Annotated in this window: 9 protein-coding genes and 1 pseudogene; all 10 read right to left on the bottom strand. The window is 50.2% G+C overall.

Annotated features, from left to right (window positions below):
• Window positions 1-9: 9 nt before the first annotated feature.
• The 10 genes and pseudogenes from DYD62_RS13495 to DYD62_RS13450 all read right to left on the bottom strand — a co-directional run bounded on the left by DYD62_RS13495 (window position 10) and on the right by DYD62_RS13450 (window position 14,604).
• Window positions 10-810 carry a substrate-binding periplasmic protein gene (locus DYD62_RS13495; RefSeq protein ID WP_115227816.1) on the bottom strand — a complete coding sequence of 267 codons (801 nt, stop codon included), beginning with the start codon at window positions 808-810 and terminating at the stop codon, window positions 10-12.
• Between the two features lie 236 nt (window positions 811-1,046).
• Window positions 1,047-1,871: a substrate-binding periplasmic protein gene (locus DYD62_RS13490; protein ID WP_115227815.1), complete on the bottom strand. Its 825-nt coding sequence runs from the start codon at window positions 1,869-1,871 to the stop codon at window positions 1,047-1,049.
• Between the two features lie 160 nt (window positions 1,872-2,031).
• Window positions 2,032-2,724 (bottom strand): lipoprotein-releasing ABC transporter ATP-binding protein LolD, encoded by a 693-nt coding sequence (gene lolD / locus DYD62_RS13485; RefSeq protein ID WP_115227814.1) that lies wholly within the window; start codon window positions 2,722-2,724, stop codon window positions 2,032-2,034.
• Complete coding sequence (locus tag DYD62_RS13480) at window positions 2,717-3,955, bottom strand: lipoprotein-releasing ABC transporter permease subunit (RefSeq protein WP_115227813.1); 1,239 nt, start codon at window positions 3,953-3,955, stop codon at window positions 2,717-2,719. Before DYD62_RS13480 ends, lolD begins: the two co-directional genes overlap by 8 nt.
• Before the next feature lie 236 nt (window positions 3,956-4,191).
• Complete coding sequence (gene pflA, locus DYD62_RS13475) at window positions 4,192-4,977, bottom strand: pyruvate formate-lyase-activating protein (RefSeq protein ID WP_115227812.1); 786 nt, start codon at window positions 4,975-4,977, stop codon at window positions 4,192-4,194.
• 111 nt (window positions 4,978-5,088) lie between these two features.
• A pseudogene (locus DYD62_RS13470) lies at window positions 5,089-5,259 on the bottom strand (glycine radical domain-containing protein); the annotation flags it as partial.
• 106 nt (window positions 5,260-5,365) lie between these two features.
• Window positions 5,366-7,678 carry a formate C-acetyltransferase gene (gene pflB / locus DYD62_RS13465; protein ID WP_115227811.1) on the bottom strand — a complete coding sequence of 771 codons (2,313 nt, stop codon included), beginning with the start codon at window positions 7,676-7,678 and terminating at the stop codon, window positions 5,366-5,368.
• Window positions 7,679-7,937: 259 nt separating this feature from the next.
• Window positions 7,938-9,527: a peptide chain release factor 3 gene (locus tag DYD62_RS13460; RefSeq protein ID WP_115227810.1), complete on the bottom strand. Its 1,590-nt coding sequence runs from the start codon at window positions 9,525-9,527 to the stop codon at window positions 7,938-7,940.
• A gap of 104 nt (window positions 9,528-9,631) precedes the next feature.
• On the bottom strand, window positions 9,632-12,523 hold the full coding sequence (locus DYD62_RS13455) for a PAS domain S-box protein (RefSeq protein WP_115227809.1): 2,892 nt from the start codon (window positions 12,521-12,523) through the stop codon (window positions 9,632-9,634).
• 182 nt (window positions 12,524-12,705) lie between these two features.
• Window positions 12,706-14,604 (bottom strand): ATP-binding cassette domain-containing protein, encoded by a 1,899-nt coding sequence (locus DYD62_RS13450; RefSeq protein ID WP_115227808.1) that lies wholly within the window; start codon window positions 14,602-14,604, stop codon window positions 12,706-12,708.
• Window positions 14,605-14,606: the final 2 nt, after the last annotated feature.

The following is a 14,606-nucleotide window of genomic DNA, read 5'->3' as shown; positions in this document are numbered from 1 at the left end:
TGGGTGATTCTACTGAGGTCTTAATACATTAACTTCCGGTGGCGGCACTTCATTGGGTAGCCATTTCCGATGTATTTTCTGGAATATGCCTTCTTTTTTGAGCCAGACCAGTGCCTCTTCCCAGCCTTGAATGGTGCGGGCGGGCGTCTGAGGGGAAAATGCTAAATAGAGCTCTAGGCTATCCAGCGTCATGACTTTTTCGACCTCATTTACTGAGTGGCCGATTTCTTTTAGCACGGAAGCAATCACTACGCTGCCATCGACCCAGAGATCAAATCGTTTGGCCATGAGTTTTGTGGCTGTCATTTGTGGTGTTGGGGCTAAGTCTATGTTGGTAAAGCCTTTCTTTGCGGCGGTATCCGCAAAGATGCTGCCCCGGTAGCCACCAATGGCTTGCTTGTAAATGCCATCTCCTAATGCCAATAGACGCTCAGCGTTGCCTTTACGGGTGTAAACACTGGTGCTGCTGATGGCAATGGGGCCAAGCATAATCATTAATTTTTCACGCTCGCTTGAGCGCCCTACGCTAAATAGCATGACATCTGGCCCATCAAGTAGTGCCTTATAGCCGCGTACCCACGGTACGAGCTGAATCGGATCTTTGTTTTCCAGCCTGCTTTGTAACGCTTGTACGATTTCAACGCCCATTCCCGTTAATTTATTGTCTGCCATATAACTAATGGGGGGCCAACTCTCGGTATAAATTGTGAGCGAATGGCTTGGGGGGCTTATAAAGCAAAAAGCAAGCAGGGTGATGGCTTGCTTGAGTATATAAGCAGTCAGAGAGGCGGAATGTGCGGGCCGCAGCATGGGCAAGTGCCGAAAGTTAAAGTTTTCAATTACGGTATAGCATGTTAAGCGCTTGTCGTTTGGGCTTAGCCTTCTTAATCCATCTGTATTTACATGGTGGATTGGCTCCTTAGCTGCTTAGTCTGTATCCGAATTGCTTTGATCGTTTATGTATTAAGTCGCCGATGATAGCGCCATGGGGTTGGGGTCTTTTCTGAAGGTTTTATCAGTGGGGGCAGAGCTGCTGAGGGCGGGTTTTAGGGGGAAGAGGTTGGTCGGTCTTGCTGAGGTCTTAATACATTAACCTCCGGCGGTGGCACTTCATTGGGAAGCCATTTTCGGTGTATTTTCTGAAAGTGACCTTCTTTTTTAAGCCAGCTCAGTGCTTCTTCCCATTCTTTGATCGTGCGGGCAGGCGTTTGGGTAGAAAACGCCAAATAGAGCTCTAAGCTATCCAGTGTCATGACTTTTTCGACTTCATCGGCTGAGTGGCCAATTTCTTTCAAAATAGAAGAAACCGCTACGCTGCCATCAATCCAGAGATCAAAGCGTTTACCCATCAGCTTGGCGGCTGTCATTTGCGGCGTGGCGGCCAGATCGATCCGGGTAAAGCCTTTTTTTGCGGCTGTATCGACAAAGATACTGCCACGGTAGGTGCCAATGGCCTGGTTGTAGATAGAGTCACCCAGCGCCAGCAGGCGTTCTGTATTGCCTTTGCGGGTGTACACACAGGTGCTGCTGATGGCGATGGGGCCAAGCATCACCATCAGCTGCTCGCGCTCGCTTGAGCGTCCTAGGCTAAACAGCATCACATTCGGCCCTTCAAGCAGGGCTTTATAGCCCCTCACCCAAGGGACAAGCTGAATAGGGTCTTTATTTCCTAACCTGTTTTGTAATGCCTGAACGATTTCAACCGCCATGCCAGCTACTTTGTTGCCCGCCATATAATTGACGGGCGGCCAGTTCTCGGTGTAGATCGTGAGCGCGTGGGTCAGCGTGCTGGCACAGCAAAAAGCAAGCAAGGCAATGGCTTGTCTGAGCAGATGAATGGCTGGAAAAGGGTAAAATGCTGGCCGTTTCATGGACTACCTAGCTGCGCCGATAGTTAACATATTCCATTACGGTATAGCATGCTTTAGGCTGACATCACTTTGAGCGGGTGCAGCAGAATTGCATCCATCCTCTGTACTTAAGCTCAGCAATTGATGATGGCTGGTGAATTAAGTTCAGAGGAGGGGGCATTCAGCCTGCAGCTAGGCCGGTTTTTGATAGCCTGAGCATGCGCCCGCACTTGGCAGCCAGCTCTGGGTCATGTGTCACAATCACAAAGCCTGTGCCCGACTCCCTAGCTAGTTCCAGCATCAATTCAAACACGCCGCCAGCGGTTTCGCGGTCTAGGTTACCGGTGGGTTCATCCGCCAATACACAGGCCGGGCGGGTGACCAGTGCACGGGCAATGGCGGTCCGCTGACGCTCGCCACCTGATAATTCACCGGGTTTGTGATGGCTGCGATCGGCAAGGCCTACCCGTGCCAAGATGGCTTCGGCCTCTTTCAGGGCGGAGGCTTTATCCATGCGGCGGATCAGCAGCGGCATGGCGACGTTTTCTGCTGCGGTAAATTCGGGCAATAGATGATGAAATTGATAAACAAAGCCCAGATGCTGATTGCGTATCAGGCCGCGTTCGGTTTCATTGAGTGCTAGCGGGTCTTTACCCATCAGCTGAATTTGCCCGCTGCTGGGTGCGTCGAGAGCCCCAAGGCAGTGCAGCAGCGTGGATTTACCAGAGCCTGATGCCCCCACAATGGCGACGGTTTCACCCTGATGCAATTCAAAATCAATGTGAGCCAGCACCTGGGTTTCTAGTTTGCCGGTTTTATAGCTTTTGCTTAAATTTTGTGCCGCCAATACGGGCGTCTGACTGGTGTTACTCATAACGTAAAGCCTCGGCAGGATTAACGCGGGATGCGCGCCAGCTTGGGTAGAGGGTTGCGACCAGTGCTAAGACCAGTGAAATGCCACCAATACTGCTGACATCACCCCATAGCACACGCGATGGCAGCTCGGAAATGAGATAAACATCCGGGGATAAAATCGTCGTGCCCAGCACGCGCTCAATAAATGGCACAATCACATCCAGATTTTTGGAGATAAACACGCCCGCCAGTACGCCGGAGCCCGTGCCAATCAGGCCGGATAATGCCCCTTGGATCACAAAAATTTTCATGATGGAGCTAGGTGATGCGCCCAGTGTGCGCAAGATGGCGATATCGGCTTGCTTGTCGGTGACCACCATCACAAGGGTAGAAACCAGATTAAACGCTGCAACGGCCACGATCAGTGTCAGGATGATAAACATCATGCGCTTTTCGATTTCAACGGCGCGGAAATAGGTGGGGTTTTCCTGAGTCCAGTCGGCCACAATTAAATTAGGCATTTCGTAATTGAGCTCGCGCGCAACGCGGCGGGCTAAATTAAGGTCGTCCAGTTTAAGTCTGACACCCGAAACAGCATCTGCGGTGCGAAATAGCTTTTGTGCGTCGCCAATATGAATCATGGCCACGCCCATGTCGTAGGGCGCGTAATCGGCTTTAAAAATGCCCGTGACGGTGAATTGTTTATATCTTGGGGTAAATCCCGCAATCGTGACTTGGCCTTGCGGAGTAATGAGGGTGACGCGATCACCCGTGCGAACGCCCAGCTCGTTGGCAAGAGAAATGCCCAGAATGACACCGAATTTATCCGCCTCCAAAGATTGGAATGTTCCGCTGACCAGCTTGCCAGAAACCTCATTTACGGCGCTTTCCAGTTTTGGATCAACACCCCGGATGAGCACCCCTTTGACCTGATCGCCTCCGTTAGTCAGTAGGCCTTGGCCTAAAACATAGGGGGCTGCGGCAAGTACGTGCGGATTCTTTTTGGCTGTGCTGGCGGCTGATTTCCAGTCATTTAGCTGATTGCCCACGCCGCTGATCTGCACATGAGCGGCCATGCCCAGAATGCGGTTACGCACTTCTTCCTGAAAGCCATTCATCACAGAGAGCACAATAATGAGCGCGGCCACTCCCAGTGCAATACCAATCACGGAAACCAGAGAAATAAACGAGATAAAGCCATTACGACGGCTGGCACGCGTATAGCGCAGGCCGATCAGAAGTTCATACATGGGAGGCGAAATCTAACAGGGCGAGAAAGGCGGCTAGTTTAGCATGCTTAGATGGCGATGCTTGCTTGCGGAAGGGGTAAATATGGAGGTGGCACTGGTTTTTTTAGTGTGAAATGAGTGTTGTTTCTTGTGAAAGATGGCGTGGGCACAAAGGTGTGCCCACCCTATATTAGGTTTCTCTCCGTGAAACTCTGTGTCCTCCGTGGTTCACTTGGGGTTTGCTGTAGGGGCATCCGCTAGCAGGTAAATAAACCGCGTTGGCGAAATTGATCACGTACTCGCTCAACTAGTTCGGGTGTTGGCGTAGGGGTGTCGCTTAATTCGTATTTCATGCCCAGCTCGGCCCATTTGCTTTCGCCCATTTTATGGAAGGGCAATACTTCTACCCGCTCGATGTTTTGCATGGGTTTCAGATAGTCAGCCAGCTTTTCTACGTCGGCAAAGTCGTCACTGATTCCGGGGATCAGTACATAGCGAACCCAGACTGGTTTGCCCATCTTTTGCAGGCGTTCGGCAAAGTCGAGCGTGGGTTGCAGGGGTTTGCCGGTCAGGGCTTCATATTTGACCGGGTCACTTTGTTTGATATCCAGCAGCACTAAATCCACATGATCGAACCATGCATCATCGAGGTGAGCGGCTAAAAAGCCTTGGGTATCGAGCGCAGTGTGCAGTTTGAGATCCTGTTTGGCGCGGCGGAATATTTCGCCTACAAAGTGCGCTTGCATTAATGGCTCGCCACCAGAAATCGTCAGCCCGCCCGCAATGCGTAAAAAGCTGGCGTATTTGCTCAGCTCGGTCATGACGGCTTCGACGGTATAGCTTTTGCCGTTATGCAGCTTCCATGTGTCCGGGTTGTGGCAATACAGGCAGCGGAACTGGCAGCCGCTGACAAAAAGGGCAAAACGCATGCCGGGGCCATCGACAGCCGCGCCGGTTTCAATGGAGTGTACAAAGCCCTGCTGGTGGTGCTCGGTATCAAAAGAGATCGGGATGATTTCCCCGAGTGGCTTGCTTGGTTTCATGTTTTTTTCCAGTAGTACTTATTTTATTGTTGTACGTTAAAACGGATCATTAAGCCTGCGCTTAATGATCCGTTTTGGGTAGATCTACTTTGAGCTGCTAGGCAGCACTACTTATGTTTTTTCGTGGAATGTACGGCTGATGACGTCCATTTGCTGCTCACGAGTGAGCTTGACGAAATTAACTGCATAGCCAGAAACACGCACGGTCAGTTGTGGGTATTTATCCGGGTTTTCCATCGCATCAACCAGGGTATCCCGGTTTAACACATTCATATTGAGGTGAAAGAGTTGTGCCATGGGCTGCTCCTTGGGTGGGTGTGTTCGTCAGTCTTTGGTTCGGATTAATCTGCCAGCCCCTCAGGGCTGAGAGATCACAAAGCAATACGTCTTAACACTTGCCGTGGAAGGTGCGGCTGATCACGTCCATTTGCTGTTCGCGGGTCAGTTTCACAAAGTTCACTGCATAACCAGAAACACGCACGGTCAGTTGTGGGTAGTTTTCTGGGTGTTCCATGGCATCCAGTAGGGTGTCACGATTTAATACATTCATGTTCAGATGGAAGAGCTGATCCATGGTTTGATCAACCGCATCTTTATCGAGGCATGCGGAGCATTCTTCACCGTGTGGCCCAAACAAACCGTCGATCGAAGCCGCTAGTGTTTTAACGCGGTCTGCATCGTTGTGGCCCAGTGCATCCGGGGTCATGGAGGCTGTCCATGACACACCATCCAAGGCTGCTTCGTAAGGGATCTTCGATACTGAGAAGCCCGCAGCGATAAAGCCATTGGTATCACGGCCATTCATCGGGTTTGCACCTGGTGAGAATGGTGTGCCTGCACGACGGCCGTCAGGTGTGTTACCTGTTTTCTTACCATAAACCACATTAGAGGTAATGGTCAGAACCGATTGAGTAGGCATTGAATCACGATAGAACACAGGCTGAGCCTTGATCTTGTTCATGAATGTTTCTGTCAGCCACACTGCAATATCATCCACGCGGTCATCGTTGTTACCGTAAGCTGGGTAGTCGCCTTCGATTTTGTAATCAACGGCAATGCCTTTTTCATTACGTACAACGCTTACTTTTGCGTGTTTGATGGCAGAAAGTGAATCCGCAGCAACTGACAGGCCGGCAATACCGCAAGCCATGGTGCGCAGAATATCGCGATCATGCAGTGCCATTTCAATGCGTTCGTACGAGTATTTATCGTGCATGTAATGGATGGAGTTCAGCGCAGTCACGTATGTTTTTGCCAGCCAATCCAGCATTACATCGTATTTGGCCATCACTTCGTCGTAATCCAGTACATCGCCTTTCAGTGGTTCGAAACCATTGGCCACTACTTTGCCGGTTTTTTCGTCCACACCACCGTTGATCGCATACAGCATGGCTTTGGCAAGGTTGACCCGTGCGCCAAAGAATTGCATTTGCTTACCCACGGCCATGGCGGAAACACAACATGCGATGGCGTAATCGTCACCCCATTTAGGTTTCATCAAGTCATCGTTTTCGTACTGGATGGCTGAGGTATCAATTGACACTTTCGCGCAGAATTCTTTAAAGCCTTGCGGGAAAGAAGTCGACCACAATACGGTTAGATTAGGCTCTGGAGCCGGTCCGAGGTTGTACAGGGTGTGCAGAACACGGAAGCTGGTTTTAGTCACCAGTGTACGGCCATCAAGCCCTGTACCACCGATGGATTCTGTAACCCATGTTGGGTCGCCAGAGAATAAATCATCGTATTCTGGTGTGCGCAGGAAGCGGATAATGCGCAATTTCATGACCATATGGTCAATCATTTCCTGAGCTTGTGATTCGGTAATACGGCCTTCCTGCAAATCGCGTTCGATATACACGTCAAGGAAGGTGGACGTACGGCCAATAGACATCGCAGCGCCATTTTGCTCTTTAGTGGCAGCAAGATAGCCAAAGTACAACCATTGGATGGCTTCTTGGGCAGTCGCAGCAGGCTTGGAGATATCAAAGCCATAGGCTTTGGCCATTTGCTTGAGTTCGCCCAGCGCTTTGATTTGCTCAGATAATTCTTCACGCAGACGAATCACCGATTCGGTAAACGGAACATTATTCAGTTCTGTTTTTTCGCGTTTTTTATCGTTAATTAGGAAATCAACGCCGTATAAAGCGACGCGACGATAGTCACCAATAATACGGCCACGGCCGTAAGAATCCGGCAGGCCCGTAATCACGCCTGAGCTACGGCAAGCCATGATTTCTGGGGTGTAAGCATCAAATACGCCCATATTGTGATCTTTACGGTATTTGGTAAAGATATCCACAATTTGTGGGTTCATTTCAAAGTGATAGGCTTCAAGGCCGTTTTGCACCATGCGTAAACCGCCGTTCGGCATAATGGCGCGACGCAGAGGTTTGTCAGTTTGTACACCAACGATGGTTTCTAAATCTTTATTGATATAGCCAGGGCCGTGCGCAGTAATGGATGCACCAACGTGAGTCGATACTTCTAATACGCCACGTTTGCGCTCTTCTTTTAGCTGAACAGATAATTCTGTCCAGAGCTGAGTAGTGCGTTCGGTCGGGCCGGCAAGGAAGCTATCATCATCCAAGTAAGGCGTATAGTTAAGTTGGATAAAACCACGAGTGTCCACTTTGTCTTGCCACTCGCCCGTTTTAAACCCGCGCCAAGCGTCAAGTTGCAGATGGTTTTCTGGTGCGTTCATAGCTGATGCTCCTGTAGGCCTCAAGACCCTGTTGCCGTGCATGCCTTATAAGGACACGCTTTAAGTTTGATCTGTCTGAAAGCGTTTTTCCCGCGTTTCAATACCTTCATCCTAGTCCGATCTTTGACGCAAAAACTTAATATAAATCAACTTCTTGGTTTTGTAGCTTGTATAGAGTTGACTACTTTTGCCTTGGGAAAATAGAGCATAAAAATCAAAAAAAAACAGCGCCAAATTGCGGCGCTGTTGCGTTAAATATTTACAGGGTAACGGCATGTTCACGGGTTGCATGAAACACGATTTTAGGCCACCGTTCCTGGGTGAGTTGTAAGTTCACCCGGCTGGTTGCGAGGTAAGCAAGGCTGTTTGCAGCATCGCGTCCCAGATTATTAACCAGCTGCCCTTCAAAATCGTCGAGCATTTTGGCGTCTTCACAGCTGACCCAGCGTGCAGTGTAAATAGTAGTGGATTCAAAGACGGCTTCTACACCGTATTCATTGGCAAGGCGCGAGGCCACCACTTCAAATTGCAGCACACCCACCGCCCCTAGGATCAGATCCGAGCCATTCAGCGGTTTAAAGACCTGTACTGCACCTTCTTCACCCAGCTGTTGCAAGCCTTTTTGCAGCTGCTTGATCTTCAGCGGGTTTTTGATGCGCACAATGCGGAACATTTCAGGGGCAAAGTAGGGAATGCCGGTAAAGGCCAACAGCTCGCCTTCAGAGAATGAATCACCAATCTGGATATTACCGTGATTAGGCAGGCCGATAATATCGCCCGCGTAGGCTTCTTCTACTTGCTCACGGCCTTGCGCCATAAAGGTCACTACCGAGTTGGCCGCAATTTCACGGTTAAGCCGCAAATGCTTGAACTTCATGCCACGGGTAAATTCACCCGAACACACGCGCAGGAAAGCAATCCGGTCGCGGTGTTTCGGATCCATATTGGCCTGAATCTTAAACACAAAGGCAGAGAATTTTTCTTCGGTCGGGCTGATGGTACGTACGGTGGCATTGGCATCCCCAGGCGAGGGGGCCCAGTCAACCAGCGCGTTTAAGATTTCACGAATCCCGAAGTTATTAATCGCCGAGCCAAAGAAGACCGGGGTTAAGTCGCCCGATAAAAATTCTTCCAGCACAAAGGGATGCGAAGCGCCGCGTACCAGTTCCAGCTCCATACGGGTGGTTTCGATTTCCAGTGGGAATAGCTCATCAAGGCGCGGGTTATTCAGGCCCTCAATGATTTCCATTTCATCCAGCGGGCCTTTGCCGGGGGTGAACAGCAGTACAGTATCGGTCAGGATGCTGTACACACCACGGAAAGTCTTACCCATGCCGATCGGCCAAGTAATGGGCGCGCAGCGGATTTCCAGCACGCTTTCAACTTCGTCTAAGAGCTCAAGCGAATCACGGACTTCGCGGTCGAGCTTATTCATCAGCGTAATAATCGGCGTATTACGCAGGCGGCAGACATTCAGCAGCTTGATGGTTTGCGCTTCCACGCCTTTGGCCGCATCAATCACCATTAAGGCGCTGTCTACGGCGGTGAGTACGCGGTAAGTGTCTTCAGAGAAATCCTGGTGGCCTGGGGTGTCGAGCAGATTAACCACGTGATCGCGGTAATCAAACTGCATCACACTGGAGGCTACCGAAATACCCCTTTGCTTTTCGATATCCATCCAGTCGGACGTGGCGAACTTGCCGCCTTTTTTACCTTTAACCGTACCGGCGTTTTGGATCGCACCCGAGAAATAAAGCAGCTTTTCGGTGAGCGTCGTTTTACCCGCATCAGGGTGGGAGATAATGGCGAAGGTGCGGCGACGGCCTACTTCGCGTGCTAAATCAGTCATGTAAAGGGCTACAAAAAAGCAAAAGAGGGATTTTACGTTAATTACGGGGGATAAGCACGGATCACGGTGCACCGCCCCGGCAGGCCGGAGGGCTTGTTCCGGCTTTATGCTTTATCTGGTGGCTCGAGTGGCAGCAAAATACTAATCACTGCGCCGCCGCCTTCGGCATTGCGAGCATTAATTTCTCCTCCATGATCGGTCATGATCTGGCGGCTGATGGCCAGCCCCAGACCCGTGCCGCTGGCGTGGCTGTTCAGGCGGCTACTTTGAATAAATTTATCAAAAATTAAATCGAGCTCTGCTTCAGGAATGCCAGGGCCGTGATCCCTGACACTTAAGCCGCTGGCCGCTCTGCCATCGCTGAGGCGGGTTTCTTCAATAAAATGAATATCTATTTCAGTATGGTTGGGGCTGAATTTAATGGCATTTGAAAGTAAATTAATAATCACCTGAGTAATGCGCGCTTTATCAAAGAAAAGCATCAGCGGTGGGGCGCCTGCATCTAAATTAAGCTGAATATCCTTGCTGGCCAGTAAAGTAAGCAGCTCGGTTGAAGCGTGTTTTGTAATTGTTTTTAGATCGAAATTCATTTTTGAATAACGCATTTTATTGGCTTCAAGCCGCGACATATCTAAAAGATCATTCAGTAAAATAAGTAATCGGTTGCCGCTAGAATGAATGCGCTCAAAATAGCGGATTAAATTAGCGCTGTCGGCTGTTCCTACTTTAGACAGGCCAATTTCAGAAAAAGACAAAATGGCATGCATGGGCGTGCGAAGCTCATGCGACATATTGGCCAGAAAAATAGATTTAGCCATATTGGCCGCTTCTGCCGCTTCTTTCGCTTCTAAGAGATTGCTTTCAACTTCTTTGAGTTTGGAAATATTAGTGAGAAAAGCAAAAGCATATTCTAAATGCTGGTGCTCATCATAAATGCAGGCGGAATTGACTAAAAATGGGCGCTGTTTGCCATCTGCGGCAGGAAGGCTGACTTCCTCCACATGATTGGATTGCATCTGCTGGCTGGATAAATGAGCCGGAAAAATCGAATTGGCGTGTTCCGGCCAAAGCTCATCGGGTTGTTTACCAATCAGCGTATTGCGATGAAGACCCAGTTGCTGGCAAAAGGCTTGGTTGATATCAACAATGCGGCTTTTGCTGTCAATCAGAATAAAACCGTCGGCAGTGCCCTCGATAATTGTGCGTTTAAGTCGCTCTGATTGTCTGAGCGCCTGCGCTGCAATTCGGGATGCGCTGACATCTTCAATTACGCAAATCAAGCCCTTGCTGATATCACCAGCCACCATTTCTTTGGCATAGACCATGGCCCAGAAGCTGGAGGTGTCTCTGCGGTAGAGCTCCATCTCGCCCCGGAATGTGCCTTTACTCTTAATGGCTTCACGGATGGGCTTGTTATAAGCCGTAAAGTGCTGGGCAGAGGCGTGCAGCATATCTGTTGGCATGTCGGTGATTTCTGCCGTGCTGTAGCCAAACAGCGCCTCAAATGCAGGGTTGACTAGGCGTATCGTCCCTTTGACAGAGAGCATAATGGCCAGCGGGCTGGCATCCAGTACGGAGCGGATTTCTGCGGTGCGCTCCCAGACCAAATCTTGCAGGTGGTCGCGGTGTCGGCGCAGCTCGCGTTCGCTGTTTTGTTGCTCGGAAATATCACGCACCGTGGCGCAAAGATAAGCTACTTCAGCAAAAGTGATCTGGCTGAAGGTGATTTCAACCGGTAGCTGAGTATGTTGCAAATTGATCTGGTGCGTGGTGTAAAGCAAACGCTTTTCAACCGTAAGGGTGTTCCAGAACTCTTGCCACTGGGCTTGATTAATTTGCGGGAAAATATCAAAGAAACGTAGTTTGAGCAGCTCGTCCGCGCTGTAGCCGGTGCTGGTTGATGTGGCGCGGTTGGCATAGCAAATTTGGCCGGAATAATCGGCCCAGAGAATAATATCCGGGGCTTCATCCACGGTAAATTGGGTGAGATGTAATCTTTCTTCGATGCTTTCCACTCGTCTGATTTGCTTTAACAGTAAATAAAGCAGGCAGGAAATAATCAGCACAAAGCTTAAACCCGCCAGAGCACGGGTAATGAGATCGCTCATAAAGCGATTCAGCAGGGTGTTGCGGTCGGTGGAAATCAGAATAATCAGCGGCAGAATGCTCTGGCTGGTGTGAAACGCGGTTAGCAGCTGGGTATTGTTATAGGTGCTTGGGTAAACGCTGGAGCCTTGCAGGCGGCGCTGCTCGAATAGTAGCGGGTCGATATCCCTTAAATTGCGGCCAATCTGGGCTTCATCAAAAGGGTAGCTCAGTAAAATCACGCCATCGCTACGCAGTAAATGGACATGGCTGCCTGGCGCTAACTTGAGTGATTGATAAAACTGAATAAAATACTGGGGCTCTACGCCCGCTAAAATTACGCCACCAAACTCGTTACTATTTTTTTTGATGCGCTGCGTCACAGGGATCAGCCATTTTCCATCTGTGCGGCTCAGGATGGGGTTACCAATGAGCGGGCGGCTGTCTTGAAACTGGCGGTGATACAGAAAATAACTCCGGTCCGCCAGACTAACATGGCGGGTAGGGTATTCCAGCCCGTGGCTCTGGATCAGCCCCTTGCTGTCAATGGTGATGATGGCTCGCACCTGCGGAGTAAGTTTTACCTTATCTTGTAATACTTTATGGGTTTGCAGCTCATTGGCTTGGTCCACCCCGCCATACTGATTGAGGTTTTCCACGATATTTTGCATGGATTGCTCAACCGAAACAAAAGAGCGTGTGGCGTGCTCATCCAGTGAGCGGGCCAGAGATAGACTGCTGCGTTCTGCTTCTTTGATGGTGGCCTGATAGTCATGCAAGGACACGATGACCAGCGCAACGGTAGTAACAATGGCCAAAATGGCGTACAGCAGGATCAGGCCACCACGCAGTAGCTTGAGGGATGTAGCCGAGCCCGTGGGGCGCAGTGATCGTGCGAAAAACCGGTTCATAGTTCAGTGGTTTGGGATGGATGCATTGAAATTGGGCCTAGCAAAGGTGCCGCATGCCGGGCAAAGGATAAGCCGGCTGTTGCTGAGCCGGCTTATCCTTTTTGATTGCTTAATCAGTCATACTATAGTGTATTGCATCAGCCATTTTGCGCTGCAGCAATACGCTATTTATAAAAGACAACTTAAGCTTTTGCTTCCAGTTCTTCCCATTTAGTCATCTTTTCGAGAATCAGCCCATCCAGCTCTTCGATGCGCAATTGCATTTCGCGGGCAAGCTTGGGGCCATTGCGATAGATGCTGGCGTCGAGTAATTGCTGCTGGATATCCAGCTTCTCGGCTTCAAGCGCATTGATTTGCAGTGGCAGCTGCTCTAAAAGGCGGGCATCATTAAATGAAAGCTTTTTCTTCGCTTTGGCAGGCTCAGCCGGCTTGGCTTGTGGTGCTGAGCTGGCTTTGGGTGGGGCAGCAACAACAGGCGCATTGCTGGCCATCCGTGCTTTGGCTTCCATCCAGTCTGCATATCCGCCGGCGTTTTCAATCAGTACGCCATTGCCTTCAAAGGCAATCACCTGAGTGACCACATTATCAAGGAAGGCCCGGTCGTGGCTGACCAGGAACACCGTGCCGGAATAATTAGACAGCAGTTCTTCCAGCAGCTCTAAGGTGTCGATATCCAGATCGTTGGTTGGCTCGTCCAGCACCAGCACATTGGCTGGGCGAGTAAACAAACGGGCCAGTAGCAAGCGATTACGTTCACCACCAGACAGGGAGCTGACCGGGCTGCGGGCGCGAGCGGGCGCAAACAAAAATTCTTCTAGATAGCTAATAACGTGTTTACGCTGATTGCCAATTTCGATGTAATCATTACCCTGGCTGATGGTATCGATCACGGTGGCGTTTTCATCCAGCTGCTCGCGGAATTGGTCGAAGTAGGCCACTTGCAAATTGGTGCCCAGTTTAACTTCGCCGCTATCTGGCTGTAATTCGCCCAAAATCATTTTCAGCAGGGTGGTTTTACCTGCGCCATTCGGCCCAACCAGACCAATGCGATCGCCTCGAATCAGGCGGGTACTGTAGTTGCCAACGAGCGTTCTGCCGTTATAACCCTTGGTGACGTTTTCTAGCTCGGCCACTAGCTTGCCTGATTTATCACCCGAATCCACATTAAAGCTGACATTGCCTACGCGTTCGCGGCGCTGGCTGCGCTCGATACGTAAGGCTTCCAGGCGGCGTACGCGGCCTTCATTACGGGTACGGCGCGCTTTAATCCCCTGGCGGATCCATACTTCTTCCTGGGCGAGCACTTTATCGAATTTTTTATTGGTAAATTCTTCCTGCTCGATCAGTTCTTGTTTTTTAGCTTCATAAGTTTTGAAATTACCTGGGAAGCTGGTCAGATTACCGCGATCAAGTTCGATGATGCGCGTGGCAATATTATCGAGGAAGCGGCGATCGTGGGTAATAAACAACACGCTGCCCGCAAAGTTTTTGAGCAGCTCTTCCAGCCATTCAATCGCGCTGACATCCAGGTGATTGGTTGGCTCATCCAGTAATAAAAGCTGTGGTTCAGACACCAAAGCACGGGCCAGCGCCACACGTTTTTTCCAGCCGCCTGATAAAGCGCCAATTTTTGTTTCTGCAGGCAGATCAAGGTGCGACATAATCGAGGCAATCAGTGAATCGAGCCGCCAGCCATCCTGCGCTTCTAAATCGTGCTGTAAATCCATCAGATGGGTTAAGCTTTCTTCGCTGTCATCTAATGTTTGCAGCGCTGCGTGATAGTCAATCAGCGTCTGGCGCACCGCACCCAAGCCTTCGGCCACGGCTTCATAAACGGTGTGTTCCATATCAAATACAGGCTCTTGCGAAACAAAAGCCATCTTCGCGCCCGTTTCGAGGCGGATAACGCCGTCGTCCAGCTTGTTGACGCCTGCGACGGTTTTAAGAAGGGATGATTTACCTGCACCATTGCGGCCGATCAGACCAACGCGTTCACCAGCATCAAGAATAAAGCTGGCTCCGTCTAAAAGCGGAACGTGGCCATAGGCGAGGTGAGCGTTTTCTACAATTAAAATGGGCATTT

The organism is Iodobacter fluviatilis (genome assembly GCF_900451195.1).
GTDB lineage: Bacteria > Pseudomonadota > Gammaproteobacteria > Burkholderiales > Chitinibacteraceae > Iodobacter > Iodobacter fluviatilis.
Note: the sequence above shows the minus strand (reverse complement) of the source record. Positions and strands in the feature narration are given on the sequence as shown.